Annotated in this window: 25 protein-coding genes and 1 riboswitch; of the genes, 15 read left to right on the top strand and 10 right to left on the bottom strand. The window is 69.6% G+C overall.

Features of this window, described 5'->3' with window-relative positions; all coding sequences use genetic code 11:
- Positions 1 to 61: 61 nt before the first annotated feature.
- From BLQ73_RS22365 to BLQ73_RS22375, 3 genes are read left to right on the top strand one after another with little or no spacing between them, the layout of a single operon-like run.
- Positions 62 to 667, top strand: coding sequence for a TenA family protein (locus tag BLQ73_RS22365; protein WP_093173000.1), 606 nt, complete (start codon positions 62 to 64; stop codon positions 665 to 667).
- A 20-nt stretch (positions 668 to 687) separates the two neighbouring features.
- Complete coding sequence (locus BLQ73_RS22370; protein WP_093173002.1) at positions 688 to 1,566, top strand: Fpg/Nei family DNA glycosylase; 879 nt, start codon at positions 688 to 690, stop codon at positions 1,564 to 1,566.
- A gap of 35 nt (positions 1,567 to 1,601) precedes the next feature.
- Positions 1,602 to 1,925 (top strand): rhodanese-like domain-containing protein, encoded by a 324-nt coding sequence (locus BLQ73_RS22375; protein WP_093173003.1) that lies wholly within the window; start codon positions 1,602 to 1,604, stop codon positions 1,923 to 1,925.
- A 67-nt stretch (positions 1,926 to 1,992) separates the two neighbouring features.
- Here the strand turns inward: BLQ73_RS22375 and BLQ73_RS22380 are convergent, their stop codons facing one another.
- Entirely contained in the window at positions 1,993 to 2,235 is a 243-nt protein-coding gene (locus tag BLQ73_RS22380; protein WP_143020378.1) for a hypothetical protein, read from the bottom strand.
- A gap of 253 nt (positions 2,236 to 2,488) precedes the next feature.
- A riboswitch (TPP riboswitch) is annotated at positions 2,489 to 2,599 on the top strand.
- On the opposite strand from BLQ73_RS22380, the gene BLQ73_RS22385 reads away from it, so the two are divergent.
- The gene (locus tag BLQ73_RS22385) at positions 2,590 to 3,966 is read left to right on the top strand and encodes a purine-cytosine permease family protein (RefSeq protein ID WP_093173007.1); all 1,377 of its coding nucleotides are present in this window, start codon (positions 2,590 to 2,592) and stop codon (positions 3,964 to 3,966) included. (Overlaps the previous riboswitch by 10 nt.)
- Here BLQ73_RS22385 and BLQ73_RS22390 read toward each other — a convergent pair.
- Positions 3,963 to 4,523, bottom strand: coding sequence for a methylated-DNA--[protein]-cysteine S-methyltransferase (locus BLQ73_RS22390; RefSeq protein ID WP_093173009.1), 561 nt, complete (start codon positions 4,521 to 4,523; stop codon positions 3,963 to 3,965). The genes BLQ73_RS22385 and BLQ73_RS22390 overlap by 4 nt on opposite strands.
- Positions 4,524 to 4,644: 121 nt before the next feature.
- On the opposite strand from BLQ73_RS22390, the gene BLQ73_RS22395 reads away from it, so the two are divergent.
- Both BLQ73_RS22395 and BLQ73_RS22400 read left to right on the top strand, forming a co-directional pair.
- Positions 4,645 to 6,528 (top strand): sensor histidine kinase, encoded by a 1,884-nt coding sequence (locus BLQ73_RS22395; protein ID WP_093173039.1) that lies wholly within the window; start codon positions 4,645 to 4,647, stop codon positions 6,526 to 6,528.
- A gap of 143 nt (positions 6,529 to 6,671) precedes the next feature.
- The gene (locus BLQ73_RS22400) at positions 6,672 to 7,148 is read left to right on the top strand and encodes an ATP-binding protein (protein WP_093173041.1); all 477 of its coding nucleotides are present in this window, start codon (positions 6,672 to 6,674) and stop codon (positions 7,146 to 7,148) included.
- Between the two features lie 10 nt (positions 7,149 to 7,158).
- Here BLQ73_RS22400 and BLQ73_RS22405 read toward each other — a convergent pair whose 3' ends face one another.
- The 4 genes from BLQ73_RS22405 to BLQ73_RS22415 all read right to left on the bottom strand — a co-directional run bounded on the left by BLQ73_RS22405 (position 7,159) and on the right by BLQ73_RS22415 (position 9,154).
- Positions 7,159 to 7,935 (bottom strand): YidC/Oxa1 family membrane protein insertase, encoded by a 777-nt coding sequence (locus BLQ73_RS22405; protein ID WP_245691282.1) that lies wholly within the window; start codon positions 7,933 to 7,935, stop codon positions 7,159 to 7,161.
- A gap of 63 nt (positions 7,936 to 7,998) precedes the next feature.
- On the bottom strand, positions 7,999 to 8,259 hold the full coding sequence (locus tag BLQ73_RS22410; protein ID WP_143020379.1) for a DUF6412 domain-containing protein: 261 nt from the start codon (positions 8,257 to 8,259) through the stop codon (positions 7,999 to 8,001).
- Between the two features lie 27 nt (positions 8,260 to 8,286).
- On the bottom strand, positions 8,287 to 8,457 hold the full coding sequence (locus BLQ73_RS32650; RefSeq protein ID WP_176955603.1) for a hypothetical protein: 171 nt from the start codon (positions 8,455 to 8,457) through the stop codon (positions 8,287 to 8,289).
- Positions 8,458 to 8,776: 319 nt separating this feature from the next.
- A complete protein-coding gene (locus BLQ73_RS22415; protein ID WP_245691283.1) occupies positions 8,777 to 9,154 on the bottom strand; it encodes a hypothetical protein in 378 nt (125 codons plus the stop codon).
- A 235-nt stretch (positions 9,155 to 9,389) separates the two neighbouring features.
- Here BLQ73_RS22415 and BLQ73_RS22420 point away from each other — a divergent pair, with 235 nt between their 5' ends.
- The 3 genes from BLQ73_RS22420 to BLQ73_RS31585 all read left to right on the top strand — a co-directional run bounded on the left by BLQ73_RS22420 (position 9,390) and on the right by BLQ73_RS31585 (position 12,369).
- Positions 9,390 to 9,740, top strand: a complete 351-nt coding sequence (locus BLQ73_RS22420) for an STAS domain-containing protein (RefSeq protein WP_093173047.1) — start codon at positions 9,390 to 9,392, stop codon at positions 9,738 to 9,740.
- 329 nt (positions 9,741 to 10,069) lie between these two features.
- On the top strand, positions 10,070 to 10,783 hold the full coding sequence (locus tag BLQ73_RS22425) for a glycosyltransferase family 2 protein (protein WP_093173049.1): 714 nt from the start codon (positions 10,070 to 10,072) through the stop codon (positions 10,781 to 10,783).
- Positions 10,784 to 10,860: 77 nt separating this feature from the next.
- The gene (locus tag BLQ73_RS31585) at positions 10,861 to 12,369 is read left to right on the top strand and encodes an MptA/MptB family glycosyltransferase (RefSeq protein ID WP_143020380.1); all 1,509 of its coding nucleotides are present in this window, start codon (positions 10,861 to 10,863) and stop codon (positions 12,367 to 12,369) included.
- Here the strand turns inward: BLQ73_RS31585 and BLQ73_RS32655 are convergent.
- On the bottom strand, positions 12,251 to 14,494 hold the full coding sequence (locus tag BLQ73_RS32655) for a hypothetical protein (RefSeq protein WP_218125963.1): 2,244 nt from the start codon (positions 14,492 to 14,494) through the stop codon (positions 12,251 to 12,253). The two genes, BLQ73_RS31585 and BLQ73_RS32655, sit on opposite strands and share 119 nt — an antisense overlap.
- A gap of 194 nt (positions 14,495 to 14,688) precedes the next feature.
- Here BLQ73_RS32655 and BLQ73_RS22440 point away from each other — a divergent pair, with 194 nt between their 5' ends.
- The 4 genes from BLQ73_RS22440 (at position 14,689) to serS (ending at position 18,786) form a co-directional block, all read left to right on the top strand.
- Positions 14,689 to 15,975 carry a glycosyltransferase 87 family protein gene (locus BLQ73_RS22440; protein ID WP_245691285.1) on the top strand — a complete coding sequence of 429 codons (1,287 nt, stop codon included), beginning with the start codon at positions 14,689 to 14,691 and terminating at the stop codon, positions 15,973 to 15,975.
- Between the two features lie 14 nt (positions 15,976 to 15,989).
- Positions 15,990 to 16,406 (top strand): DUF4446 family protein, encoded by a 417-nt coding sequence (locus BLQ73_RS22445; RefSeq protein WP_245691287.1) that lies wholly within the window; start codon positions 15,990 to 15,992, stop codon positions 16,404 to 16,406.
- Positions 16,407 to 16,453: 47 nt separating this feature from the next.
- On the top strand, positions 16,454 to 17,374 hold the full coding sequence (pheA, locus tag BLQ73_RS22450; RefSeq protein WP_093173015.1) for a prephenate dehydratase: 921 nt from the start codon (positions 16,454 to 16,456) through the stop codon (positions 17,372 to 17,374).
- Between the two features lie 146 nt (positions 17,375 to 17,520).
- Positions 17,521 to 18,786, top strand: a complete 1,266-nt coding sequence (gene serS, locus BLQ73_RS22455; RefSeq protein WP_093173017.1) for a serine--tRNA ligase — start codon at positions 17,521 to 17,523, stop codon at positions 18,784 to 18,786.
- A gap of 215 nt (positions 18,787 to 19,001) precedes the next feature.
- On the opposite strand, the gene BLQ73_RS22460 is transcribed toward serS, so the two are convergent.
- Positions 19,002 to 19,205 carry a cold-shock protein gene (locus tag BLQ73_RS22460; protein WP_093173019.1) on the bottom strand — a complete coding sequence of 68 codons (204 nt, stop codon included), beginning with the start codon at positions 19,203 to 19,205 and terminating at the stop codon, positions 19,002 to 19,004.
- Positions 19,206 to 19,431: 226 nt separating this feature from the next.
- Here BLQ73_RS22460 and BLQ73_RS22465 point away from each other — a divergent pair, with 226 nt between their 5' ends.
- Entirely contained in the window at positions 19,432 to 20,265 is an 834-nt protein-coding gene (locus BLQ73_RS22465; protein ID WP_093173021.1) for an HAD family hydrolase, read from the top strand.
- A 68-nt stretch (positions 20,266 to 20,333) separates the two neighbouring features.
- Here BLQ73_RS22465 and BLQ73_RS22470 read toward each other — a convergent pair whose 3' ends face one another.
- Together BLQ73_RS22470 and BLQ73_RS22475 are read right to left on the bottom strand one after the other, a co-directional pair.
- The gene (locus BLQ73_RS22470; protein ID WP_093173023.1) at positions 20,334 to 20,843 is read right to left on the bottom strand and encodes a bacterial proteasome activator family protein; all 510 of its coding nucleotides are present in this window, start codon (positions 20,841 to 20,843) and stop codon (positions 20,334 to 20,336) included.
- A gap of 46 nt (positions 20,844 to 20,889) precedes the next feature.
- Positions 20,890 to 21,846, bottom strand: coding sequence for an NAD(P)H-quinone oxidoreductase (locus tag BLQ73_RS22475; RefSeq protein ID WP_093173025.1), 957 nt, complete (start codon positions 21,844 to 21,846; stop codon positions 20,890 to 20,892).
- A gap of 116 nt (positions 21,847 to 21,962) precedes the next feature.
- Here BLQ73_RS22475 and BLQ73_RS34225 point away from each other — a divergent pair, with 116 nt between their 5' ends.
- Positions 21,963 to 24,680 (top strand): MinD/ParA family ATP-binding protein, encoded by a 2,718-nt coding sequence (locus BLQ73_RS34225; protein ID WP_245691289.1) that lies wholly within the window; start codon positions 21,963 to 21,965, stop codon positions 24,678 to 24,680.
- Positions 24,681 to 25,151 lie beyond the last annotated feature (471 nt).

Consider the following 25,151-nt stretch of genomic DNA (forward strand, 5'->3'; position numbering starts at 1 on the left):
GGGGCAAAGCCGCAGGCCGGGACGGCCGACCGCGGCCCTGATTTGCGACAATCCTGTACTCATGAGCATTTCTTCGGAACTCCACGCTATCGGCCGTCCCCTGCTCGACGCCCAACTCGCGCACCCCACGGTGCGGGGGATCGCCCACGGTGACCTGCCCGAGCCGGTGTTCCGGTCGTGGCTGGAGCAGGACTACCTGTTCCTGCACGACTACGTCCGCGTGTTCTCGCGGCTGGCCTGGCAGGCCCCGGCCGCCCACCTGGGCGACCTGGTCGACTTGGCCCACGCGACCTACCACGAGGAGCTGGATCTGCACAGGTCCCTGTCGGCGGAGTTCGGGGCCGACCTTGAAGGGGCGAAGAAGGGGCCGGCCTGCGAGGCGTACACGCGGTTCCTGCTGGAGTCGGCGGCGAACTACGCGGAGGGCCTCGCGGCGCTCTATCCGTGCATGTGGGGATACTCCACCCTCGGGCAGATCCTCGCCGAAAACCCGCCCACGGAACCGCGCTACCGCAAGTGGGTGGACACCTACGCCGACCCCGGGTTCGCCGCGCTGGCCGCCCGGATCGGGCAGATGATCGACGAGGCGGCGCCCGATCTCGAGCGGGCCAAGGCCCTCTTCACCGAGGGTGTCGCCCACGAGCTCGCGTTCTGGGATGTGCCGTGACCTGCGGTTAATGTGTGGGCATGCCGGAACTTCCTGAAGTGGAATCGCTTGTTGAGTTCCTACGGGAGCGCGCGGTGGGCCGTGCCGTACAGCGGGTCGAGGTCGTGGCCTTCCAGGCCCTCAAGACCGTCGACCCGCCCGTCACCGCGCTCGGCGGGCTCACGGTGACCGGAGTCTCCCGGCATGGCAAGTTCATCGACCTCGACATCGACGGGCTGCACCTCGTCATCCACCTGGCCCGCGCCGGCTGGCTGCGCTGGAGGGACGACCTATCCGGCGCCAAGCCCGTCCGCCCGGGCAAGGGGCCCCTCGCGGTGAGAGTACGGCTGGCGCCCGACGACGACGGCGCGGAGCCGGGGTTCGAGCTCACCGAGGCCGGGACGCAGAAGCGCCTCGCGGTCTATGTGGCGGCCGACCCCGCCTCGGTGCCGGGGATCGCGCGGCTGGGGCCTGACCCGCTGGGCGGGGACTTCACGCCGGAGCGGCTGGGCGGGCTGGTGGGCGGTAGCCGTACGCAGATCAAGGGGCTGCTGCGCGATCAGAGCGTGATCGCCGGGATCGGGAACGCGTACTCGGATGAGGTGCTGCACGCGGCGAAGATGTCGCCTTTCAAGGTCGGGGCGACGCTGACCGACGCGCAGATCGCCGGTCTGTACGAGGCGATCGTGACCACGTTACGCGAAGCGGTGGAACGGTCCAGGGGGCTCGCGGCCAAGGACCTGAAAGGAGAGAAGAAGTCGGGCCTGCGGGTCCACGGGCGCACCGGGGAGAAATGCGGTGTGTGCGGGGACGTTATCCGTGAAGTGTCGTTCGCCGACTCGTCGCTGCAGTACTGCCCCACGTGCCAGACGGGCGGGAAACCCTTGGCCGACCGGCGGCTTTCCAGACTGCTGAAATAGCACGCACCACCTCCGTTAGCTGGGACAATGGGGGCATGATGGTCCCAGAGGTCGATGTGCGAGCCGTTCCCGACGACGCCTACGTGCTTGATGTGCGCGAGCATGACGAGTGGCAGGCCGGGCATGCGCCGACCGCCGTCCACATCCCCCTCGGCGAGCTGCAGAGCCGTGTGGCGGAGGTGCCCAAGGGGGCCCAGGTCTACGTGATCTGCCGGGTCGGCGGGCGCTCGGCTCACGCGGCGGCCTGGTTGAACCACGGCGGATGGGACGCCGTCAACGTGGGCGGGGGCATGCAGTCCTGGGCCGCCGCCGGCCTCGCGATGGTGAGTGAATCCGGCGGGGACCCCGAAGTGATCTAGATGTGCCAGTGCGGAAGCGGGAATTCCGCTTTCGCCTGTCCGTCGGCGTGGCGTGCGCAACCGTTTTTCAGCGTGACGCGTTCTGGCGGGTTTTGCGCTCGCCACGCCCGGAACGGCGGAACAGCCAGAGGATTCCCTGGTGGACGGCGACGCCTACGGCGGCGGTCAGCGCTCCCCAGGCCGCGGCCAGCAGGAGCGGTCCCGTGGCATTCGTCTCGCCTGTGACCAGGAGATACGTCGGCCAGATGGCCGCTGCGGTGATCAGCGTGAACCGCCACCAGCGTCCCAGCAGCAGGCCATAAACGATCATGGTGACCATTATCACTTAAGCCTCCACGTGGATTGTCGTCAATGCCATCATGACTATTTGGGTGCGCATGTGCGCGTGGAAAATCGCCTCACGCTGGAATTGAATTTCTTGAGGCCCGTAACTCGATTTACGGACCATGTGTGAAGAAAGTCGAGGTCCGGGCTGCGCGGGGGTTCCCGCGCCCCTCGGTGGAGCGATCCGCACCCCTCCCTGTTGGCAGATGCCACCGATGGGGCATTATGGGCGCGCACAACGTACAACCCGCGGGAGCTCGGGGAACCGGGCTGAGAGGGTAGCTGAGCCGCTGCCGACCGCCTGAACCTGTCCGGATAATGCCGGCGTAGGGAGCGTGTGATGACGTCTGCCGTCATTGACCCCCAGCGTGACCCTCGACCTGACCCCCAGGGCTCGGAAGCGCCACTCACCCTCACCGATTCTCCGCCGAAAACGCTGGGCGTGCTCGACCAGAGCGCGTTCTGGGCCAACCTCGGGGTGAGCCTGCTGGGGTTCTCCGGCGCGTTGACGCTGGTGGACCCGCTCCAGGGCAAGCCGCTGACCTTCTCGGCGGCCATCGTGGCCGCGATCGTGGGCAGCCTGATAGGCACGGTCATGGTGGCCCTGGCCGCGATCCCCGGAGCGCAGACCGGGTGGCCGGCGATGGTGCTGCTCCGGGGACTGTTCGGGGCGAAGCTGTCCTATGTGCCGACCGTGCTCAACATCGTGCAGATGATCGGGTGGGGCGCGTTCGAGCTGTGGGTCATCGCCAAGGGCGCGGAGGCGATCTTCGGTACGGCGGTGCCGTACGCCGTGTGGGTGATCATCGGGGGCGCCGCCACGATCGCACTGACGATCTGGCCACTCGGGGCGATCAGGCTGCTACGGCGCTTCGTCACCATCGGGGTGGTCATCTCGATGGCGTGGCTGTCGGTGGCGCTGTTCCGGCAGGTGCCCTCGCTGTCGGGCGGGTCGTGGGAGGCGTTCGCGCCCGCGGTGGACTACGTGATCGCGCTCTCGGTGTCGTGGGTGCCGGTCGCGGCGGACTTCGCACGGCACTCGCGGTCGAGCGGGGCCGCGTTCACCGGCGTGGTCGGCGGCTACACGGTCGCGCAGGTGGCCTGCCTCGCGCTCGGCATCGTGGCGCTGTCGCTGGTCGGGATGGACACGGACAGGGTGTGGGAGGCGTTCGTGGCGGCGCCGCTCGGGGCGCTGTTCTTCGGGATCCTCGTGCTCAGGGAGACCGACCAGTCGTTCGCGAACGTCTACTCGACCGCGATGTCGCTGCAGAACCTGATGCCGAGGATCGACCGGCGGATCTTCTCCGTGGTGATCGGCGTGGTGATCACGGGTGCGGCGCTGGTGGTGGACGTCAACGACTACGCCGCGTTCCTCAGCGTGATCGGCGCGGTGTTCGTACCCATGTTCGCGGTGCTGGCGGTCGACTACTTCCTGCTCGGCGGGGCCAAGCGGTGGAATGCCGCCGAGGACGCGCCGTCGCGGTGGCTGATGCTGCTGCCGTGGCTGCTCGGGTTCGCCGCCTATTGGCTGACCACGTCGTCGATGACCCTTCCGTGGTGGGACGCGATGTGGACGGACGTGCGCGACGCCATCGGATTCACCAGGCAGAACTGGATGAACGGCGCGCTCGGGGCGTTCCTGGTCTCAAGCCTGGTCACGCTCGCGCTCGGCCTGGTCACGCGGGGGCGTGCCAAGCAGGTCGAGAAGGCCGGCTAGAGCGTGCCCTCCAGGCGCAGCAGGCGTTCCTTGGCGGCGATGCCACCCGCGTAGCCGCCGAGGACGCCGACGCCCTCGACCACCCGGTGGCAGGGCACGATCACGCACACCGGGTTGGCGGCCAGGGCGTTGCCCACCGCACGCAGGGCCTGCGGCCTGCCGATCCGGGCGGCGATCTCGCCGTAGGTCGTGGCCGTGCCGTAGCGCACCGTGGTCATGATCTGGAGCACCGAACGGGCGAACGGCGTCGCGAGCTGAAGGTCCACAGGCGTCGCGAAGGTCTGGAGCCGCCTGCCGAAGAAGGCGTCGAGCTCGCGGCGCACCGGGTCGAGACGGCGCGGGTCGGGCCCGATGAAGGTGCCCACCTCCCTGCGCACGCGCTCGAACACCTCGTGCTCGTTCTCGTAGCTGCAGGCCACGACGCCGCGCCCGGTCACTGCGAGCACCAGCGTCCCCACCAGGGTGTCCGTTGTGCCGAAGGCGATGTCCGGCCGGGACTTTCCCACGTAGTTGGGTGCGGTCACGCGCACCAGGGCATCGAGGTCGCCGGTTGACATTCCCCCACCCTCTCACCCCGTATCGGAGTCCTTCGCGCAGCGTAGCGGACCTACCATCACACATTGAAAGTGCCATGATCAGGCCACTTGAACCGGCAGTATGTGTATGTGGGTGTTCTCGATGGCCGACATTGACGACGGCATCGCCCGGGCGGTCCTTGCCAGTTCGCCCAACGCCGTTGTCGCACTCGATCGCGATCAGACCGTGCTCGTGTGGAACAACGCGGCTGAACGGCTGTTCGGCTGGACGGCGGAGGAGATGGTCGGACGCAGAGCGCCGATCGTCCCCGAAGAGCTGACCGCCGAGCACAACGCCGTCCTGGAGCGGGTGCGCACAGGCGGCCAGGTCTCGCTGCGCACCAAACGGTTCCGCCGCGACGGCACCCTGCTCGATGTGCGTGTCGACACCAGCGCCCTGAAGTACGGCAACGCCGTGATCGGCTACGTGAGCGTCCACCACCTCAGCCAGGACGAGGAGGCCGCCAGCCAGCGTGTCGCGCGCCGCGCCCATCTGGTCCGCAGGCTCACCGATGTCGTCGCCGACATCAACTCCGAGCGCGAGCTTCCCGCCGTCCTTGACCGCATCGCGGCCAGCCTTACCGAGCTTACCGGGGCCGACGCTGGTGGATTTGTCCTGATAGAAGGGGAGTTCCTCCGTCTGGTCAGCGGCTACCGGCTCCCGGAGGAACTACGCGGAGCCACCTCCGACCTGCGCACCAGCCTGGTCGACCGGCTGCTCCGCACCGGCAGGACCGTGATCCTGGAGACCGGGGAGCACGCCCACCTCGACCACCTGGTGTGGTCCAAGCTTCCCGGGCTGCACACGATCGCGCTCGGCCTGGCGGCGGTGGGCGGTCGCCCCTACGGTGCGCTCTACGCCCTCTTCGCCAAGGGCAAGGTCGGACACCTCCAGCTTGAGCTGCTCGAACTGCTCGCCGGACACGCGGGCATAGCCGTCGGCAACGCCATGGCCTACCAGGAGGCCGTACGGCAGCGCGCCCAGGAGCGGGCCGTCTTCGACGCCAGCGCCGACGGCATCGCCGTACTCGACCAACGCGGCAGGGTGCTGCGGTGGAACCCGGCGGCGGGGGAGCTGACCGGCTTTCCTGCGGACAAGGTCATCGGTGAGCCTCTGCCGTTCGAGCTCCCCGAACCAGGGCGGAAACTCACGTTCCAGCTTGAATCAGGGCGGTGGCTGGACGTGGTCAGCGCCGTGATCGAGGAGACCGGCGAAGTCGTCGTGGACTTCCGCGACGTCACCCGGGCGAAGGAGCTGGAGGAGGCCAAGGACCTGTTCCTCGCCACCACCGGGCACGAGCTGCGCACCCCCATCACTGTGGTGCGCGGCTTCGCCGGCATGCTCGCCTCGCGGTGGGACAAGCTCACCGACGAGGAGCGGCGCTCGGCCGTCCACGCCATCGCCGAGCGGGCCGAGTCCCTGGGCACGCTCATGGACCAGCTGCTGCTGGGGGCGCGGGCGGGAGCGGGCGAGCTGCCCATTCGCATCGAGAGCTTCGACCTCGCCAAGAAGGTGCACGCCGCCACGCTGGGGCTGCCGGGGCTGTCGGACAGGCACACGGTCGAGGTGGTGCTCCCGCCCGAGGGGCTGCCGCCGGTCGCCGGGGACGCGCTCGCCACGGAGATCCTGCTTGGGCAGCTCCTGGAGAACGCTTTCAAATATTCGCCGGATGGAGGTCTCATCCGAGTCAAGGCGTGGCCAGAGGACGGCAGGGTCGTCCTGGTTGTCGACGACGAGGGAATCGGGATCTCACCCTCGGATCGTGAACGGATCTTTGAACGCTTCGTTCAGGCGGACAGCGGGGACCGCCGGAGGTTCGGGGGAGTCGGCCTCGGGCTCTACATCGTGAGAAGCCTGGCACGCGCGCAGGGCGGGGAGGTTTCGGCCCACCCCAGGCCGGGCGGCGGCACGCGGATGAGGCTTGTTCTCGGCATTGCACCCACCCCGCCCTCAGCCTCGGAAGAGCGGCGTTCCATACTCGACTAGACGCTCCGAAAGAGTAACGAAGTGGTCACGGGAGGGCTCGTCTCTTGTCCAATGTGCACAAGCTGTAATTGGGACCCGGTTTCCATGGCCATCGAACGGGGCATTTCGGTCGTACTGGAGTGTTCATCACGGGGAACGGGGAGGTGAGTACGTCGAGCGTCGTCCTGCTTCCGTACGCGCCGTCCAGCGTTGCCGTCGCACGCCAGCGCCTGTGCACTGAGCTGCAGCAATGGGGAGTCTTCGCGACCGCGGTGGATGACGCGGTGCTGGTCGTGAGCGAACTTCTGAGCAACGCCCTGAGGCACGCGCACCCCCTGCCATCGGGCGAGATCAAAGTCTCCTGGCGCTGGACCGACGGGCAAGTAGAGGTCGCAGTGAGTGACGGAGGGGCGGCCACAGAGCCGAGGGCCGGAAGGCCCACTCTCTCCTCTCTCGGCGGCCGTGGACTCGGCATAGTGGAGTTTCTGGCCGAGCGCTGGGGCGTTAGGCATGACGGTGAGGTGACCACGGTGTGGGCGGTTCTACCGGCCCCCCACCCCGTGGACCACAATCACCACAACGGCCACAATGGCCATATTCCAGATTCTGGCCTGTCCGCTTCTCTGTATGAGGCCCGCTGACGCCGGAGAATCAGGCGGCCTGCGGAGCCCTGTAAAGCAGCCCCCGCTCCGCAGCCGTCCACGCGCTGGAGGCCAGCACATAGAGCGCCGCGCCAAGCGGGATGAAAGCGGCGAACAGTACGGTGCCGAAGGACATCATCGGCAGGATCCGGCGCATCGGTTGGGGGACCTCATCGGTCAACGACCGCTTGGTGATGCGTGACATCGACCACGCGACAAGCGCCAGCAGTACGAACAGTGCTACGAGAACCGCAACGGGCACACTGAACACACCATGGATCGCCACGATCCCGGCGACACCCTCGCCGAGCGGCGCGCCGAACAGAGTGTGGCCCATCGACATCGCCGGGCCCGTGGACACCCGGTAGAGCAGCCAGAAGAACGGCACCTGCGCCATCATGGGCAGGCACCCGGCGAACGGCGAGACACCCTCCCTCACGTGCAGGGCCGCGAGTTCCTGCTGGAGCCGCTCGGGATTGCGCTTATGCCGTTCCATCAGCGTGCGGCGCATGGGGGCGATGCGCAGCTTGGCCCGGTGCGCCCGGACGTTCATCAGCGTCAACGGGAGCAGGAGCACACGGACACCGAGCGTGAAAAGCACGATCGCGAAGGCTGTGGCGTTGACGCCGACCAGCGGGGTGAGCGGGGCGGCGACGCCCGTGAGCAGGTGCGAGGTGAAGCCGACGACGGTGTCGAACATCGAGGACAGCGGGGACAGCGAGGACAGCGAGTCGAACATTGAGCTGGACATCGAGCTGGACATCGAGCTGGACATCGAGCTGGACATGGCGGAAAGCCCTTCTGCCGGGGAAGAGGATGAGCTGGCAGAAGCGCTCGCGCAGCAGACGGGCTACGCGAGCGCGGGGCTCGCCGATGGCGCTCGGGGCCGGGGACGGCCCGCTGCGTCCGGATCGGTCTGGCGGATCGTTCGGCCGCGCCGCGCTCGATCGCGCGCCGACAGAGGGTGCCACGGGCCGAACCCGGCCGCACCTCGCGGGAAGACCATGGTGAGGCTGAGCAGGAACACGCCCAGCCCCGCGACGGCGGCGGCCACGACCGCGTTTTTGAGATCGCCGTCAAACCCCGCGATCCAGAGGACCGCGGAGATCAACGACAGGTACGGCACGGCTGCGGCCGACTACTTCTTCGAAAACTTGCCGACCAGGGTGACGCCGGCCACGACCACCAGAGCGATGACCACGAGGACGAAGAGGAACTTGAGCGTCGCGAACAACGCCGGGATGAGGAACCCGAACAGGAGGTAGAGCGCGAGAAGTCCGCCGAGGACGGCGAGAAGGATACGTCCCATACGGATTAACGTACTTGCCGCTTCGGGTTCGCGCGAAGGAGCGGCACCCCTGATCTTTCCCTGACTTCCCCGAGGGATCCAAGGCGAGTCTGGGACGGCGGGCCTGGACGGCGCGGGCCTGGACGGCGCGGGCCTGGACGGCGCGGGCCTGGACGGCGCTCCGGACCGTGCTTGGGACGGCCGTTGTGTACGGCGGTCGGCTGGGCTTGCCGGTCCTCCCCGGAATCTGACCGTCGGGGGGAGCCGTCGGGGGGAGTCGTCTGGGGGATGGGCCCGGGGAGGGGGACCCGGGGTTTGCGGTCGGCCGGATCAACCGGCGCTAGTGGGTGTGGAAGGTTTCGCTCATGGCCCTGAAGGTCGGGCACGGCCAGCGCCACATGCAGCTTCGGCAGCGCAGGATCGGATGGGCGGTGTCGCTGGTGATGCCGCCCGCGTCTCGGGGTTGGTGGAGGTCGAGCATGCGGAGGCCGAATTCGGCGAACCCCAGCAGGTTCTCCCTCGCGTCGGAGAGGAAGTCGAGGTCTTCGATCGACAGGCGTGTGTGGACGGGGACGAAGCCCTCCCGGTTGACGAGTGGGCGTAGGCGGTGGGACTGCTCACGCCACGAGGAGGCCTTCTCTGAGCGGATCACGATGCACTCCAGCCGCTCGCGCATGTGGCGGCGTTCGGGGTCTTCATCGGGCAGGTCATTGATCATTTGACTGTCGGCCCGGTGGTTCCGCCGTGGACGGCACGGTGAGTGCGGTGTACAGAGACGGAACATTCAGGCCATACCCCCCTTTCCGGCCAGGCCGGTGTCGCATAGTGTCAAGCTTTGCGTACTCAGGGTTTTCGTGGAGTCGAAACCGGGGACAAAAGGCCGACGACTCCACAGGGGGCGTGTTCTACCGGAGAACGTGACCCCGGGCCCCCGCGACGCTAGTGTGCCCGCTGTGGAGCTCAAGGTTTCGACTCGATCACACGCCGACCATGCCGTCATGGCCATCGCCGGCGAAATCGACCTTTACACGGCGCCTCGCCTGCAGTCCGAGTTCACCAGGCTCCTGCAGGAGGGCCCGACCCGGGTCGTCATCGACATGTCCGCGGTGGACTTCTGCGACTCAACCGGCATGAACGTCCTGCTGTCCGCGCTCAAACGGCTCAGGGAACGCGGCGGTGCGCTGGAAGTGGCCGCGCCGCGCCCTGCCGTACGCAAGATCCTGCAGGTCACCGGGCTGGACTCGGTGTTCACCGTGCACGACGCCGTGCCCGAGGAGCTGTTGACGGCGGAGCCCAAGGGATGAGCGAGCGCTCGGGCAGGGAGCCCTCAGACGCTGGGTCGTCAGACACAGGGTCGTCACGCGCGGGGTCGTCAGGCTCGGGGCCTTCGGATGCGAGGTCTTCGGAGGCGGGGGCCCCGGGCAGGGACTCCTCAGGCGTGAAGTCCTCCGGCACGGGGACCTCAGGCAGGAGGTCCCCCCGCGGGGAGTCCTCAGGCAGGGAGTCCGCCGCACCGGCGACCCAGTCCGAGTCCGCGTCCGCGTCCGCGTCCGTGTCCGAGCCTGCGACCGAGGGCCTGCCCGAGCCGGTCTCCAGGGGCTCGGCGGAGCCGGCCGTGCGGCCGGACACCGCGGTGATCATCCCGGCCAAGGACGAGGGCGAGCGCATCGGCGCGACCGTCGCTGCGGCGCTCGCGCTGCCCGGGGTGGACCTCGTGGTGGTGGTGGACGACGGGTCCATCGACCAGACCGGGCGGGTGGCCAGGGCCGCGGGGGCACGTGTCGTACGGCACTCGCGCAACCGGGGCAAGGCCGCCGCGATGGAGAGCGGGGCCGAGGCCGTACGCCTGCTCGACGGTGAGCGCTCTCGTCACCTGCTGTTCCTCGACGCCGACCTCGGCGAGACGGCGGGCGCGGCGGCGGCGCTGATCGAGCCGGTGCGGGCGGGCCGGGCCGACATGACCATTGCGATCTTCGCCAACCGGGTCAAGCTCGCGGGCCACGGATTCGTCGTCAAGCTCTCGCAGGACGGCATCAAGCGGGCCTGCGGCTGGGAGGCCACCCAGCCGCTCAACGGCCAGCGGTGCCTCACCCGGGCCGCGTTCGAGGCCGCCCAGCCTCTCGCGCACGGGTTCGGCGTGGAGACCGGGCTCACCATCGACCTCGTACGGCAGGGCTTCCGTGTCGCCGAGGTCGAGGTCGACATGGCCCACCGCGCGACCGGCACCGACTGGCGTGCGCAACTCCACCGGGCCAAGCAGTTCCGCGACGTGGCCCGGGCGCTCGCCCTGCGCGAACCCGCGGTGGCCGAGGGGCTCGCCCGCGTGCGCGAGCGCCTGTCCCGCTGACCGGCCGACCTGACCTGCGGCCTTGACCTGGCGGCGCCCGGGCTCGGAGTGGTCGGCGGGTGTGCTGGAATTTCCGGGTGACTCAGGTGCGGTCGGTCGGCGTGCCCCCGGGGCGCTTCCAGCCCTGGAGGCCGGAGACGCTCGGGCTCCTCGCCATGATCGCCATGGGGGCGTCGGTCCTCATGACGGTGGCCATCGGGCTGCTCGGGCCCTCCGCCATGGTGCCGAGGCCGCCGGGGCCGGCCTGGCATCCGCCGTACTGGCTGAACGCCGCGCCCCCGCCCCACCTGGTGGTGGGCGTGGCCGCGGCGTCGATCGTGCTGGGCGCCCTCGGGCTGGGGGCGGCGCTTTCGGCCGCGCGGCGCGGCGGGCTGGCGGGCGCGCGGTGGTTCCTCGTCGCGGGATGCGCGGCGGTGGGGCTGCTGGCGCTGCTGCCGCCGTCGGGATCGTCCGACCATCTGAACTACGCGGCCTATGGGCGGATCGCGGCACTCGGGCTCGACCCCTATGCGATGTCGGCCGCCGACCTGCCGCACGACCCGGTCGCGGGCGCCGTCGAGGAGTGGCGCACGACGACCAGCGTCTACGGTCCGGCGGCGACAGCCGTACAGGCCCTTGCGAGCGCGGTGGGCGGCGAGAGCGTGCGGCTCACGGTGTTCACGCTGGCCTTGGTGAACGCGGCGGCGTTCATCGGCACGTCGCTGCTGATCCACAGGTTCACCCGCGGTGACCTCCGGGCCACGCTGCTGTGGGCGGCCAACCCTCTGCTGATCTACCATCTGGCCGCCGGCATGCACATCGACACGCTCGCGATCGCGTGCGTCTGCGCGGCGCTGGTCGCCGGGGCGTACGGCGCGGGCCGCGGCGGTGCCGGGCTCCCCGCCTACCGGCACGCCGGGTCGGGCGTGCTGCTCGGGCTGGGCATCGGCGTCAAGATCAACACTGGGTTGGTGTCCCTGGGGCCGGCCTGGGAGCTGCGGCGCAGGCCGGGCAGCCTCGCGCTGGTGGCCGGGGCGGCCACGCTCACTGTCGCCGGGCTCTACGCGCTCGCCGGGCGCCACGCGTTCGACCAGGTGAGCGCGGCGGGCAAGATGGTGTCCCTCGCGACCCCATGGAGCCTGGTCAAGCGGTGGCTCCAGCTCGTGTTCGGGTCCGGCGCGTACGCCCTGTGGATCCAGATCGGCTCATTGCTGTTGCTGGTGGCGCTGGCATGGCTCCTGTTCCGCGTGCTGCGCGACACGGCGGGCCGGGCGACCACGGTGTCGGCCGTGATGGTGGTGGCGTGGCTGCTGGCCGCGCCGTACGCGCTGCCCTGGTATGACGGGCTGGCCTTCGCGCTGGTCGCGCTCGTGCCGGCCACCGCGCTCGACGGGTTCCTGGTCGCCCGGCTCGCTGTGCTCTCCCTGGCGTACCTCCCGGCCAGAGCCGTCGGCCAGCCGCCCGATCTATGGTGGCTGACGGAAGTGGTTAGGAAAGAGGTGGTTCCTGCACTTCTACTGGCCTTGACGGCTGCTCTGCTGGGGTGGGCGGTTCGAGCTGGAGCGCTCGCACGCACGCGGCGAGCGTCAACGGCACCGCCACCGTAAGGGCCATGGCCGGGATCGCGATGCCCGAGTCGTTGATCAGAAAACCGGTCAGCTCGCACGTCAGCGCGCCGAACAACCCCGCCCGCAGCGCGGGGGCACGCCCGTAGGCCCTGCTCAGCGCCGACGCGCCCCACCGCGACGGGCGGCCCAGCACCAGGAACAGGAAGGCCAGGGCCACCAGCGACAGCAGCGTGAGCTGCCAGTTGCCGAGCGTCCCCAGCATGGCCGACAGCTTGCGGCCGACGACCGTCAGCGCCTCGCCGTTCATCACCTGCTGGACGAACGTGCCGAGATGCGTGCGCTGCTCCGCCGGGCGGAGCCAGTCGGCGAACGCGATCGCCCCGATGAGTACGGCACCGCCGACCCCGACGGCGACCAGCCTGCCGACCGATACCCGGCGCCCGCTCACCATCAGCATGAAGACCGCGAACCCCAGCACGAACGCCGGAACCCCGCCGAAGTCCGCCCCCCACCCGGGCCACCCGTCGGCGAAGATCGCCAACCCGCCGTAGCCGAGTGCGATCACCATACCGAGCACACGGCGGCCCCGATCCATGAGGAACTGGGTGATTCCCGCGAGGAACAGGATCGTCCCGGTGGAGAAAACGGCGAAGGCGATGTTGCTGAAGCCGTAGAACCGCCCCCCGGTCACCGGCTCGTATCCCGTGACCGCGTTCACCTGGAGCGTCGACCCCGTCATGACGTCGAGCAGCAGCGCCACCGACGTCACGCCCGCCACGACCGCCATCGGGCCGAGCACGTGCCTCCGCCACGGCCCCGCGAACGCGAGCCCCATGATCGCCGCGGAGAGCCCGTTGATGGTGGCGATCAACGCGACCATAGGCGCCCCCGTGCTCCACCACGGGACGAACTGAGCCAGGAACGTCGACACCGCGACGGCCGCGCTGCCCACGGCGACTATCTGCGTCGCCACCAGCGTGCCGGGCCTTCTCCACAGTCTGAACGCCAGCGCGGCGGCGCCGTAGAACAGCAGCTGCACGCCCACGAACACGCCGAAGAACGGCCCGCGCACGTCGCGCAGCACCTGGCTTGCGAGGTCCTCCTCGGCGAGGGCACGCGCGGGGCCCGCGACGGCGGCGTCGCCGGTCTGCCAGACCCGCCCCACCGTGCCGGCCGGGGCCGGGAGTCCGAGCGCGTTGAGGGCCGTGACGGTGAGGTCGGTGTTGGTGACCAGCCCCTGCTGCCGGGTGGAGGAGGCGGTGAGGAAGCCCTTGTACGGTGGCCCGGACGGCGAGACGCCGTCCGCGATGGCCACGTGCAGGCGGGCCGTGGCCGAGGCGTCCGACAGGCCGGCCACAAGCACAGTGGTGTCCCGGGGGAGCCGGTCGAGCAGCAGGCCCACCTCGCGGTCGGCCGCCGCCGCGGCGGCCCGCCTGGCCTCCGCGGGGACGGCGGCGGAGTTGTCGCCGGAGTTCACCACCTGGGAGAACCAGGTCTGGGTGAGGGCGTCGGCCTCCATCGCGATCAGGCGGTAGGCGGACAGGTCGCCGAGGTCGCGTCCGCTGTCGGCCACCGTCGCGGAGTATCTCCCGACATTTCCGGACCTGTCTGCGGCGCCGATGGCCGCTCCCGGCCCGATCGCCGCCACCTTCCCGCCGCTGTCCACCACGGCCTGCCCCAGCAGACCCGGGACCGCGCGGTAGGAGGTGTCCGCGTTGAACCCCACGAAGTCCTGCCAGGCGAGAACCGTCGCCCCGCCGTCGCCCGCCGGCTTCGGTGGCACCGGCAGGATGCACCCCACGGGCGTCTCCGGCGCCCCCGCCCGCTGCCCCGCCGACACCGTCAGCCACCCGGCCAGCGGGCAGGTGATCGAGCGGTTGGGCGCCGGTATCGCCCGCGTCGACAGCGACGCCGACCCGCCGCGTTCCGCCAGCGCCGCCAGGCGCGGGGTGTTGGCGGGGTCGATGTCCTTCCAGGTCAGGCCGGGCACGCCGATCAGGGCCACCCGGGCCGCCGGAGGCGGCTGCTGCGCTGCGGCGGCTTTCGCCATGCCGGAGAACGGGCCGGAGAACGGGCCGGAGAACGGGCCGGAGAGGGGCAGGAAAAGCATGGCCAAGGTGGTCAGGGCGGTCAGGAGCACGGAGGCGAGCATGGAGGCGATCACGGAGGCGGATATGGACGCGGATATGGAGGCGGGCACGGAAGTGGGCACGGAAGTGGGCACGGAAGTGGGCACGGCGGCCGGCCGACGTGCCCACGTCGGCATATGGTCGTGCGTCGCGCTCATCCGGTCCCCCTCATGTCCTCATCTCGATCGGCTTCCCCGTCTGCCACCGCCCCACGGTAACGTGCCACGTCGTGACGACCGCGAAGACGACCGCGCCCCCGGCCGGGACCACCAGGCCCCGCGTGCCCCTGTGGATGTGGCCGATCGCGCTGCTGCTCGTCGGCCTGGCGGTGGAGCCGCTGGTGGCCCACTGGTTGACCAATCCCGACGACCAGCGCCTGGTCGATCTCGATGTGTACCGTACCGGCGGCCAGGCGGTGCTCGAAGGCCGCGCGGTCTACGACTTCGTGACGCCGGCGCCCCAACTGCTGCCGTTCACCTATCCGCCGATCTCGGCGCTGCTGGCCACGCCGCTCGCCGCGATGTCGTGGCCGGTAGCCCAGTGGGTGTGGACGGTCGGGGTGTTCGCCGCGCTCGCCGTGGCGGTGGCCTACGCGTTCCGGCCGATGCTGGAGCGCGCCGGGCGGGCCCGTGCCGTACTGCTCCCGCTGCTCTTCGCGTTGCTCACGGTGATGTGCACCTATCTGATGCCGATCCGGGATCAGGTGAGGTTCGGCCAGGTCGACATCCTGCTCGTCGCGCTCTGCCTCGCCGATTGCGTGGCGCGTCGCCCGCTGTGGCCGCGGGGGTTCCTCATCGGGCTGGCCACCGCGGTGAAACTCACGCCCGGCGTGTTCCTGATCTATCTGCTCATCGCCGGTTTCAGCGGAACCGGCGACCCCGAGCGGACTTCGCGCACGCGTCAGGCGCTGTACACCGCGGTCATCACCGCCACCCTGCTCACCGTGCTCCCGTTCGCGGTGATTCCTCATGACTCGTGGGACTTCTGGTTCTCCGCCCTGCTCGATCCTGGTCGCGTGGGCGCCAACAACGCCACCACCAACCAGTCCATGCGCGGCATGCTGCTCCGGCTCTACCTTCCCGACACGCTCACCTCCCTGATCTGGCTCGCCCTGCTGGCCGTCATCGGGTGGTACGGCTTCCGCTACGCCCGCCGCGCCTTCCTGGACGGCGACACGCTGACCGCCGTGGCGTTGGTCGGGCTCATGGCCGTACTGCTGTCGCCCGTGGCCTGGATCCACCACCTCGCGTGGGTCGTGGTGGTGCTCGGGGCGATCGTCGGGAACGGGACGGACCCGGTGCGGGTGCGGGTCGCTGTGGGGGTCTGGCTGTATTACGTGGTGCCCATCCCGTGGTGGGGGGTCAGCCTGAGGGCTGCGGAGATACCGGTGATTAGTCCGGTTCTGGGGAAAATTGTTCAGAACGCCTATGGCTTGGGGGCTATGGTCCTGGTCTTCCTGCTGGGCGTCTGGCTTCGGACACGCGGGAAATCTCCTCACGAGATCGTGACCAACTGATTACCCTGTGTGGTGTGCTCGTTACTGTTTGGGTGATCGTGGGCATTGTCGCCGGCGTGACAGGCGTCGCGATCGGATACTCGGCGCTGCGCCAGGCGCGCGTCGCCGTCGAGGACTGCCAGCGCCTGCACGCCCGTCAGGCGGCCGAAGGGGCGGGCGATCTGAAGGCCGTCCGCGATGTCGCGGTCTGCCGCTACGACGCCCTGGAGGAGATGACCGGGCGCCTGTCGTTCTCCGTCGCCCTGCTCAACGGGTTCGGCGACGGCATCGTGCTCACCTCCATCAACGGGCGGTCGGAGACCCGCACCTACGTCCGCTCTCTGGTCGGAGGCAAGAGCACGCAGGAACTTTCCCCCGAAGAGGAACAAGTCGTGCGGGCCGCCCGACTGGGCCTCGGCCCCGAGATAGAGCCCCGACGATCGCAGCGGTGATCTCTAGTACCGCACACAGCGGGCGACGCGCAAGCTAGCCTGTAAAGATGAGGAAACTCGCCTACCTGGGACCCGAGGGCACCTTCAGCGAGGAAGCCCTGCGCATATTGGCTCCCGACGCCGAACGCCTGCCGTGTTCCAACGTCGCCGCGGCACTTGACGCCGCGCGGCGCGGCGAGGCCGAAGGAGCGGTCGTTCCGCTGGAGAACTCACTCGAAGGCGGCATCACCTCCACCCTCGACGAGCTGGCCTGGGGCCAGCCACTGATCATCGTCGCCGAGCTGCTGCTCCCGGTCAAGTTCTCCTTGCTCGCCCGTCCCGGCACCGAGCTCGGCCAGATCAAGCGGGTCATCACCCACCAGGCCGCCCACACCCAGTGCCGCGCGTTCCTCGCCCGCGAGCTGCCCGACGTCCACGTCATCGCGGCGGCCTCCACCGCCGCCGCCGCGCAGGAGGTGTCGCTGCCCGGCTCGCCGTACGACGCGGCCATCGGCGCCGCCATCGCCGGAGAGCACTACGGCCTCATCGAGGTCGCCTCCGACATCGGAGACCGCTCCGACACGGTGACCAGATTCGTCCAGGTCACCCGGCCCGGCCCGCTGCCCAAGCCCACCGGCGCCGACCGCACGTCCCTCGTCGCCTACCTCGCCGAGGACCACTCCGGGGCGCTCCTCGACATGCTCAGCCAGTTCGCGACCCGGGGCATCAACCTCACCCGCATCGAGTCCAGGCCCACCGGCGACGGCATCGGGCAGTACTTCTTCCACTTCGACTGCGAGGGCCACGTCTTCGAGTCGCGCGTCGGAGAGGCCCTGTCCGGGCTCCACCGCGTCTGCGCCGACGTCCGCTTCCTCGGTAGCTACGCGCGCGCCGACGGGCTGTCCCCGCAGATCCGCAGGGGCACCGCCGACCACGAGTTCGCCGAGGCCGCCGAATGGCTCGACCGCATCCGCGGGGACGGCGCGTAAGACGCGCGGCATCGGCGGTGCGCGGGGCTGGTGTGCCGGGTGCCGCGTAGGCGGCTGTACCGGGCGCTGTACTGGCCGCTGTGCGAGGGCTCACTCGGGGCTATTGAGGGCGCGAAGCAAGGAGCTTCGTCGGTAGCCTTTGTGGTGTGATTGACCTGCGTACCCTTCGTGAGCACCCCGACCGCCTGCGCGAGTCGCAGCGCGCCCGGGGAGAGGACGACTCGATCGTCGACACGCTGCTCGCCCTCGACGAGCGCCGCCGCGGCGCGCTCAACGGCTTTGAGAAGCTCCGCGCCGAGCAGAAGATCGTCGGCAAGTCCGTCTCTCGTGCCTCCGGGGACGAGAAGGTGGCGCTGCTCGACCAGGCCAAGGAGCTCGCCGCCCGGGTCAAGAGCGCCGAAGGCGAGTCCGAGCGGCTCGGCCGCGAGCTCGACGAGCGGCTCGGCGCGGTGCCCAACCTCGTGGAAGAGGGCGCCCCATACGGCGGCGAGGACGACTATGTGGTGCTTGAGGAGATAGGCGAGAAGCCGATCTTCGACTTCGAGCCCAAAGACCACCTGGCCCTCGGCGAGGCCCTCGGAGCGATCGACACCGAGCGCGGGGCCAAGGTCTCGGGCGCGCGCTTCTTCTATCTGACCGGGGCCGGGGCGAGGCTCCAGCTCGGGCTGCTCAACCTGGCCATGAACACCGCCATCGACAACGGCTTCACCCCGATGATCACCCCGGTGCTGGTCAAGCCCGAGGCGATGGCCGGCACCGGGTTCCTTGGCGCCCACGCCGGCGAGATCTACCGGCTGGAGGCCGACGACCTCTACCTGGTGGGCACCTCCGAGGTGCCGCTCGCGGCCTACCACGCCGACGAGATCCTGGACAGGGGGGCTCTGCCGTACCGCTATGCCGGATGGTCGTCCTGCTTTCGCAGGGAGGCGGGCTCCTACGGCAAGGACACGCGGGGCATCATCCGCGTCCACCAGTTCGACAAGGTCGAGATGTTCTCCTACTGCCGTCCCGAGGACGCCCATGAGGAGCACCTGCGCCTGCTCGCCTGGGAGAAGGAGATGCTGTCCAAGGTCGAGCTGCCGTACCGCGTGATCGACATCGCGGGGGGCGACCTCGGCGCGTCGGCCGCGCGCAAGTACGACTGCGAGGCGTGGATCCCCACCCAGGGGCGTTACCGCGAGGTGACGTCCACCTCCAACTGCACCGACTTCCAGGCGCGCCGCCTCAAGGTGCGCTACCGCGATGAGGACGGCAAGCCCCAGTTCGTGGCCACCCTCAACGGCACGCTCGCCACGACGCGGTGGATCGTCGCGATCCTGGAGAACCACCAGCAGGCCGACGGCTCCGTCGTCGTCCCGAAGGCCCTGCGGCCCTACGTGGGGCTCGACGTCCTTGAGCCTGTGAAGAAGTAGCCGGTGGCCGCCTCGTCCGTTCCTGGGCCGTCCTGGGGGCGGGCAGGCGGCTCCAGCCGTACGGCCATGGGCCCGCTCGTGCCGTGAGCGGCCGCTTGTGCCGCGTGCGGCCCGCAGTCGGCCTGTGCCGCGTGCGGCCCGCTCGTGCCGGCTGCGGCTCGGCAACGCAAAGACGGGGCCCGCGGAACGCGGACCCCGTCTTTGGGTAGGCAATGTCAGATGGCGCGGACCTGCGAGGCCTGCGGACCCTTCTGGCCCTGCGTAATCTCGAACTCGACGCGCTGTCCGTCCTCGAGACTCCGGTAGCCACTGCCCTGGATCTCGGAGAAGTGCACGAACACGTCTGGTGCACCGCCGTCCGGGGCGATGAAGCCGAAGCCCTTTTCAGCGTTGAACCACTTGACGGTTCCCTGAGCCATTCAAGCTCTCCCTCAGGATAAATCCATGGGACCCACACCTTGTGAATCCCGGTGTGTCGTACAGCGGGCCCCCGGTGGCTCAGACAGTCAAGCTGGTTTTCACTACGGGATCAGCTAATACAACGCCATCACATCTAACACCATCGGGCGCGTGGGTGTTCCCCTGACGAGGAAGATTTCTGGAGAGCGCGCGCACAGTGCAGACTAGAAGCAGACTAGAACTGTTATGTCCCAGCCACGTCTTGTAGCCACCGACCTGGATGGCACCGCTCTGCGCTCCGACGGCACTGTGTCCGAGCGCACTGCTGCCGCGTTTGCCCTGGTAGAAGCCGCTGGGTCCGCGCTTGTCTTCGTCACGGGAAGACCCCCGAGATGGATGAGCGAAGTGGCCGCGGCGGTGCATCACCGGGGGCTCGCGATCTGCGCGAACGGTGCCCTCATCTATGATCTACACACCGAACGGATCGTTGAGTCTCATCTCATCGAGACAGTGATACTCGAAGAGGTCGTGGCGCGCCTGAGAAGGAGCGTTCCAGAGCTCGCGTTCTCTGTTGAGTACGAAGGCGGTTTCGCGCACGAGTCAAGCTTCAGGCTGGGGCGTTGGGACGCCTCCGGGCTCGACGGTGTCCATGTGGAGGCGGCGGGGCTGCTGTCCCGTCCCTGCGCCAAACTCTTAGCGCTTCATCCGGAGATGGACCCAGACCTACTCCACGGCACGATCTGCGAACTTGTGGGAGATCTGGTCACTCCGACCCATTCGAGCGGCCGAGCGCTGATTGAGATGAGTGCTCTGGGTGTGACGAAAGCGTCTGCCCTTGCGGGGTTCGCCAGCCGCAATCGCATCAAGTCCCACGAAGTCGTGGCTTTCGGTGACATGCCGAATGATTTGCCGATGCTTGAGTGGGCGGGCGTCTCGTACGCCGTGGCCAACGCCCACCCCGACGTGTTGGCCGCGGTCCACCACGTGACCGCGGCCAACAACGACGACGGCGTCGCCCAAGTGCTCGAAGAGCTCTACAGCGGCGAGAGGGGCGCTCCAGGGCTCTCAAGCGGGCTGTAGGGCCTTCCTGCACCTTCAGGGCTTCTGCGGGCGCCTACGGGGGCTACAGGTGCGGGCGCCTACGGGGGCTACAGGTAGGGGCCCGAGCTGCGGGGCTGCTCGTCGTGGCCCGCCATGCCCCCGGGCAGGGCGCGCCGCATCTGCTCAAGCTGGGCGCGAGCGGCCATCTGCTGGGCGAAGAGCGTGGTCTGAATGCCGTGGAACAGCCCCTCCAGCCACCCGACGAGCTGGGCGTGCGCGACACGCAGCTCAGCCTCGCTCGGAGGAGCGTCGTCGCCGTTGGTGAAGGGCAGGGAGAGCCGCTCCAACTCGTCGACGAGCTCAGGCGCCAGACCGTCCTCCAACTCCTTGATCGAGCTCTCGTGGATCTCTCTCAAGCGCTTGCGGCTGGCCTCGTCCAGAGGCGCGGCACGGACCTCTTCAAGCAACTGCCGGATCATGCTGCCGATGCGCATCACCTTCGCCGGCTGCTCCACCAGGTCGGTGATGGCGCGCTCGTCCTGCTCGTGGTTGTCGTCGGCCGTCAGACCCTCGGGGCCCACGACCACGACGTGCGGGGTGCTCTGGTCAGGGTTCATTTGGTCGTCACCGCTTCATGTCCTCGGTCATCAGGTTCAACCTAGCTCACCGAACGAGAAGGATTTTGCCGATGTGTTGGCCGTTCTCAAGCAACCTGTGCGCCTCGGCGGCCTCCGCGAGCGGCACCGTCGCCTCCACGACCGGGCGTACGGCACCGGCCTCGATCAGCGGCCACACGTTGTCCTTGACGCCCCTCACGATCACCCCCTTCTCGTCGACCGGCCGCGCACGCAGCGTGGTGCCGTGGACGGAGGCGCGCTTGGCCAGCAGCGCTCCGAGGTTGAGCTGCCCTCGCGTGCCGCCCTGCAGGCCGATCACGACCAGCCGCCCTCCGGAGTTGAGGGCCGCGACGTTGCGCTCCAGATATGGCCCGCCGATTATGTCGAGAATCACATCGGCCGTGACCTTCTCCGCGAAGTCCTCGGTGCGGTAGTTCACGACTTCATCGGCGCCGAGTTCCAGGCACCGGGCGAGTTTCTCGGGGGAGCCGGCCGTTGCGACGACGCGGGAGCCGTACGCCTTGGCGAGTTGGATCGCCATGGTGCCGATGCCGCTCGCGCCTCCGTGCACCAGCAGGGTCTCGCCTTTGCGCAACCTCGCCGTCATGAACACGTTGGACCAGACGGTGCATGCGACTTCGGGCAAACCCGCAGATTCAATCTCCGACACGCCATTCGGCACCGGGAGAACCTGCTGCCACGGCACCGCGACCCGCTCGGCGTATCCGCCTCCGGCCAGCAATGCGCAAACCCGGTCACCGGGCTCGAATCCCAGCACGTCGGGTCCCGCCTCGGCGACGACTCCCGAGACTTCCAGCCCCGGGTACGGCGAAGTGCCGGGAGGAGGATCGTAAAATCCCTTACGCTGAAGCAGGTCGGCCCGGTTAACAGCAGAGGCGGTGACCTCGATCAGGACTTCTCCCCGCGCAGGCCGCGGATCCGGCACTTCTCGCCACGACAAGACCTCAGGTCCGCCGGGCTCGGTGATGACGATGGCACGCATGTGATCCAACGTAGTCGTCCTGCGAAGTTGCCGGTTGACTGCAATGGTTGGAACACGGGGCGTTAATCTGCATTGTGTTTGCTACCCCTTTATGTCCACCCCGAGGGGGAACACGGGTGCCAAGACACGATCGCGAGGATCCTCATTCTCTAGAGGAGCAACTCGCCTGGCTCGACGCCATCAAGGAGAACGAGGAGACGCCCACCGCGGTGACCGTCAGCGCCGTGGAGACCTCCTCGGCGTCTCCCTACCCGAAAGATCCCTGGCTCGCCGTCCCCTCAGGGCCCGACCCGTCCCCGCCGCTCTTCCGCGCGGCCGTCGACTCGATTTACGGGCCGGCCGGATCCGTGGCTCCCCCCGCGCCCACCTCGAACGTCGGCACAGCCGGCACAACCGAGACGAACGCGACGAACACGGCCAACACGGCGAACGTGACGAATGCGGCGAAGGTGGACGAGGACCAGGCCGACACCGCCACCTGGCGGGGCCCGGGGCCGGCGGACCCGCCCGCCGCCGAGCGCCCGGGGCCGTTCACGCTTCCCTCCACGGGCATGGGACAGGACAACGACGCCTTCCTCGCGCCGCTGAAGCCGCTCCCCAGGCCCGAGGACACGGGCGCCTATCGGCTGCCGGCCGACCCCAGGCCCGCCGAGCCGACGGCAGCCGGGCCCGAAGGCGACACCGCGACCTCGCCCGACCTCAAGCCGCCGCCGGCGCCCGACACCACGCGGAAGGCCGACCCCGCCGAGTCCGACGTGCGGCCCTTCCCCACCGAGTCCGACGTGCGGCCCTTCCCCACCGAGTCCGACGTGCGGCCCTTCCCCGCGTTCGACCTCGGGGCGTCGGCGACGTCGCCGAGCCTGCCGTCGGTCTCCACGGAGGAGCAGACCGTCACCCTGTCCCTCGACAGCCTCCCCGGTCGCGCCGCAGGGGGCGCGGTGGTGGCGGGGGACGACACGGACGGCTTCAGCCTGACCGTCGAACCCGTCCCCGACGTGCGGCCGACGCCCGCGTTCGGAGGCGCTGGCGAGACCGCCGGCGCCGACCCCCAGGCGGGGACGAGCCCGTCGCTCCCGCTTCCCGGCGGTTCCGCTCCGACCGGCGGCTCGGCGGCGCAGCCGTTCCCCGGTACGGCACCGCCGCGTCCGCCTGCCCCGACCACGCACCTGGACACAGGCGGCGACAGCCGTACGGAGGTCGTCCTTCCGGCCTCGCCGCGCACGGACCCGGAGTTCCCGGTCGTCCTCATGGACGACAGGAAGGCGGGCGAGGGGCATGCGGTCACGACTGCTCCCGCGGCTGCTCCCACGGCCCCCTCCGAGGCCGCTTCCGCGGGAGCCTCCACCGGGTTCCCCATGGTGAGCGCGCCGACCGCAGTGCCGGTCCCGCCCCCGGTGCCCGGCCCGCCCGCGTCGGCCGCGGCGTCTGGGGCGCCGAGTGCGCCCGCCGGGCCGAGTGCGCCCACGGTGTCCGACGCGCCCCCGGCGCCCGCGTTTGCGGCTCCCACGTTTGCGGCTCCCACGTTTGCGGCGCCCGCGGGGGCGGCGGCCTCCACCGACCCTGTCGGCCCCACCGGCGCAGCGCGGGCCGCGGAGGCCGCCACGTCAGCTCGGCACTCGTCCTCCTCGGTCGCACCGCCGCCCTTCACCGCCGGCCAGACGCCGCCCGCTCGCACATCCCCGGCGGAGGGCCGCGACTCCGGCGGGTCTCCCGAACCCACGCGCGCTCCACATGAGCGGCCCACGTCGGGGTCGGGGAATCCGGCCGACCGGGCCTCTGCCGTAAAAAATCCCGATAATTCAGCCGAGCCGTATCGCCCGAGGCGTCGTCAGACGCCGCCCCCCTCCGGGCCCCTGGCACCGCAGATCCGCTCAGCGTCGGGACCTCGGCCCACCGTGGACAGCCTTGACCCGGAGTCGCTGCTGCGCGGCCGGAGAAACGCGCCGACCGGCGGCTGGCGACGCCTCGTCTACAAGGCGTCGGCAGGGTGGATCAAACCCGGCGAGTCTCCCGAAGTACGGCGTCGCCGTGAACTCGTGTCGAGGGCCCGCACACTGGTCGCGGCCGGCCACCACCGCGTCGCGGTGCTGAGCCTCAAGGGCGGTGTCGGCAAAACCACCACGACCGTGGGCCTCGGAGCCACACTCGCTCAAGTGCGTGGAGACCGGGTCATCGCCGTCGACGCCAACCCGGACCGGGGCACACTCTCCGACAAGGTGGAGCTTGAGACGGCTGCCACCGTACGCGACCTGCTCAACGAACGCGGACAGATCAAGCGCTATGTCGACGTCCGCGCGTTCACCTCGCAGACCCCCTCGCGCCTGGAGATCCTCGCCTCGGACCGCGACCCGTCGGTGTCGGAGGCGTTCAGCGCGGCCGACTACCAGTCCGTCGCCCAGGTCCTGGAGAACTTCTACTCCATCTGCATCACCGACTGCGGCACGGGCCTGCTGCACTCGGCCATGAGCGGCGTGCTCGGGCTCGCCGACCAGCTTGTGCTGGTCAGCTCCCCGTCGGTGGACGGGGCGAGAGCGGCCTCGGCGACGCTCGACTGGCTGGAGGCCCACCACTACGGGCACCTGGTGCGCGCGGCCTCGGTGGTGCTGTGCAACGTGCGTCCGCGCTCCAAGTCGACGGTCGACCTCGACCGGCTGGAGGCCCACTTCGCCGCGCGGTGCCGTTCGGTCGTGCGCGTGCCGTACGACGCGCACCTGGAGGAGGGGGCCGAGATCGACCTGGAACGGCTCCAGCCGGGCACCCGGGACGCCTACCTGCGCCTCGCCGCGTCGGTGGGCGACGGATTCGCCGGGGTTACGGCGGACAGGCCGTCCTGACGTCGGCGGAGAGGCCGTCCTGACGTCGGTTCGGCGGGCCCGTCCTGCCGGCGGATAAGGGGATAAGGGCCTCATGAAGCGCCAAGGGCCTCCGACCTGCTGCCACAGGCCGGAGGCCCCGGCGACGGCGGAGGGTGTGGGATTCGAAACCGACCCCTGCAACGCTGTGATCTGCTTAAACGGCATCGTAGCTGGCAGTGCCGAGACACAACAAGCCTCAGAAGGACACAGCGGCACTGTTTATTACGCCGCGTGCCCCCACATGGGGGCACCGGCGATCTTGATGCCGTGGAGCTAGATCCGCTTCAGAAGAGCAGCGCGGGCCGAGTCGACAGCCCCGATCGGCTGGAGCCCGAGCGCTGTACGGATGTGGACGACGTCGTCCGGGTCGAACTGCGTGGCGGCGGCGGCCGCGATGATCCGGCGGTCATATCCGGGAGCGTGCACGATGGCCAAAAATCTGCCGGCACG

The organism is Sinosporangium album (assembly GCF_900100605.1).
Taxonomy (GTDB): domain Bacteria; phylum Actinomycetota; class Actinomycetes; order Streptosporangiales; family Streptosporangiaceae; genus Sinosporangium; species Sinosporangium album.

Bases quoted from the DNA above. Each gene is read 5' to 3' on its own strand.
- BLQ73_RS22365 (WP_093173000.1), top strand. From the start codon at position 62: ATGAGCATTTCTTCGGAACTCCACGCTATCGGCCGTCCCCTGCTCGAC.
- BLQ73_RS22375 (WP_093173003.1), top strand. From the start codon at position 1,602: ATGATGGTCCCAGAGGTCGATGTGCGAGCCGTTCCCGACGACGCCTAC.
- BLQ73_RS22390 (WP_093173009.1), bottom strand. From the start codon at position 4,523: ATGTCAACCGGCGACCTCGATGCCCTGGTGCGCGTGACCGCACCCAAC.
- pheA (WP_093173015.1), top strand. From the start codon at position 16,454: ATGAGGAAACTCGCCTACCTGGGACCCGAGGGCACCTTCAGCGAGGAA.
- BLQ73_RS22470 (WP_093173023.1), bottom strand. From the start codon at position 20,843: ATGAACCCTGACCAGAGCACCCCGCACGTCGTGGTCGTGGGCCCCGAG.
- BLQ73_RS22370 (WP_093173002.1), top strand. From the start codon at position 688: ATGCCGGAACTTCCTGAAGTGGAATCGCTTGTTGAGTTCCTACGGGAG.
- BLQ73_RS22405 (WP_245691282.1), bottom strand. From the start codon at position 7,935: ATGTCCAGCTCGATGTCCAGCTCGATGTCCAGCTCGATGTCCAGCTCA.
- BLQ73_RS22460 (WP_093173019.1), bottom strand. From the start codon at position 19,205: ATGGCTCAGGGAACCGTCAAGTGGTTCAACGCTGAAAAGGGCTTCGGC.
- BLQ73_RS32650 (WP_176955603.1), bottom strand. From the start codon at position 8,457: ATGGGACGTATCCTTCTCGCCGTCCTCGGCGGACTTCTCGCGCTCTAC.
- BLQ73_RS22475 (WP_093173025.1), bottom strand. From the start codon at position 21,846: ATGCGTGCCATCGTCATCACCGAGCCCGGCGGACCTGAGGTCTTGTCG.
- BLQ73_RS22465 (WP_093173021.1), top strand. From the start codon at position 19,432: ATGTCCCAGCCACGTCTTGTAGCCACCGACCTGGATGGCACCGCTCTG.
- BLQ73_RS22395 (WP_093173039.1), top strand. From the start codon at position 4,645: ATGGCCGACATTGACGACGGCATCGCCCGGGCGGTCCTTGCCAGTTCG.
- BLQ73_RS22415 (WP_245691283.1), bottom strand. From the start codon at position 9,154: ATGATCAATGACCTGCCCGATGAAGACCCCGAACGCCGCCACATGCGC.
- BLQ73_RS22385 (WP_093173007.1), top strand. From the start codon at position 2,590: ATGACGTCTGCCGTCATTGACCCCCAGCGTGACCCTCGACCTGACCCC.
- BLQ73_RS22380 (WP_143020378.1), bottom strand. From the start codon at position 2,235: ATGATCGTTTATGGCCTGCTGCTGGGACGCTGGTGGCGGTTCACGCTG.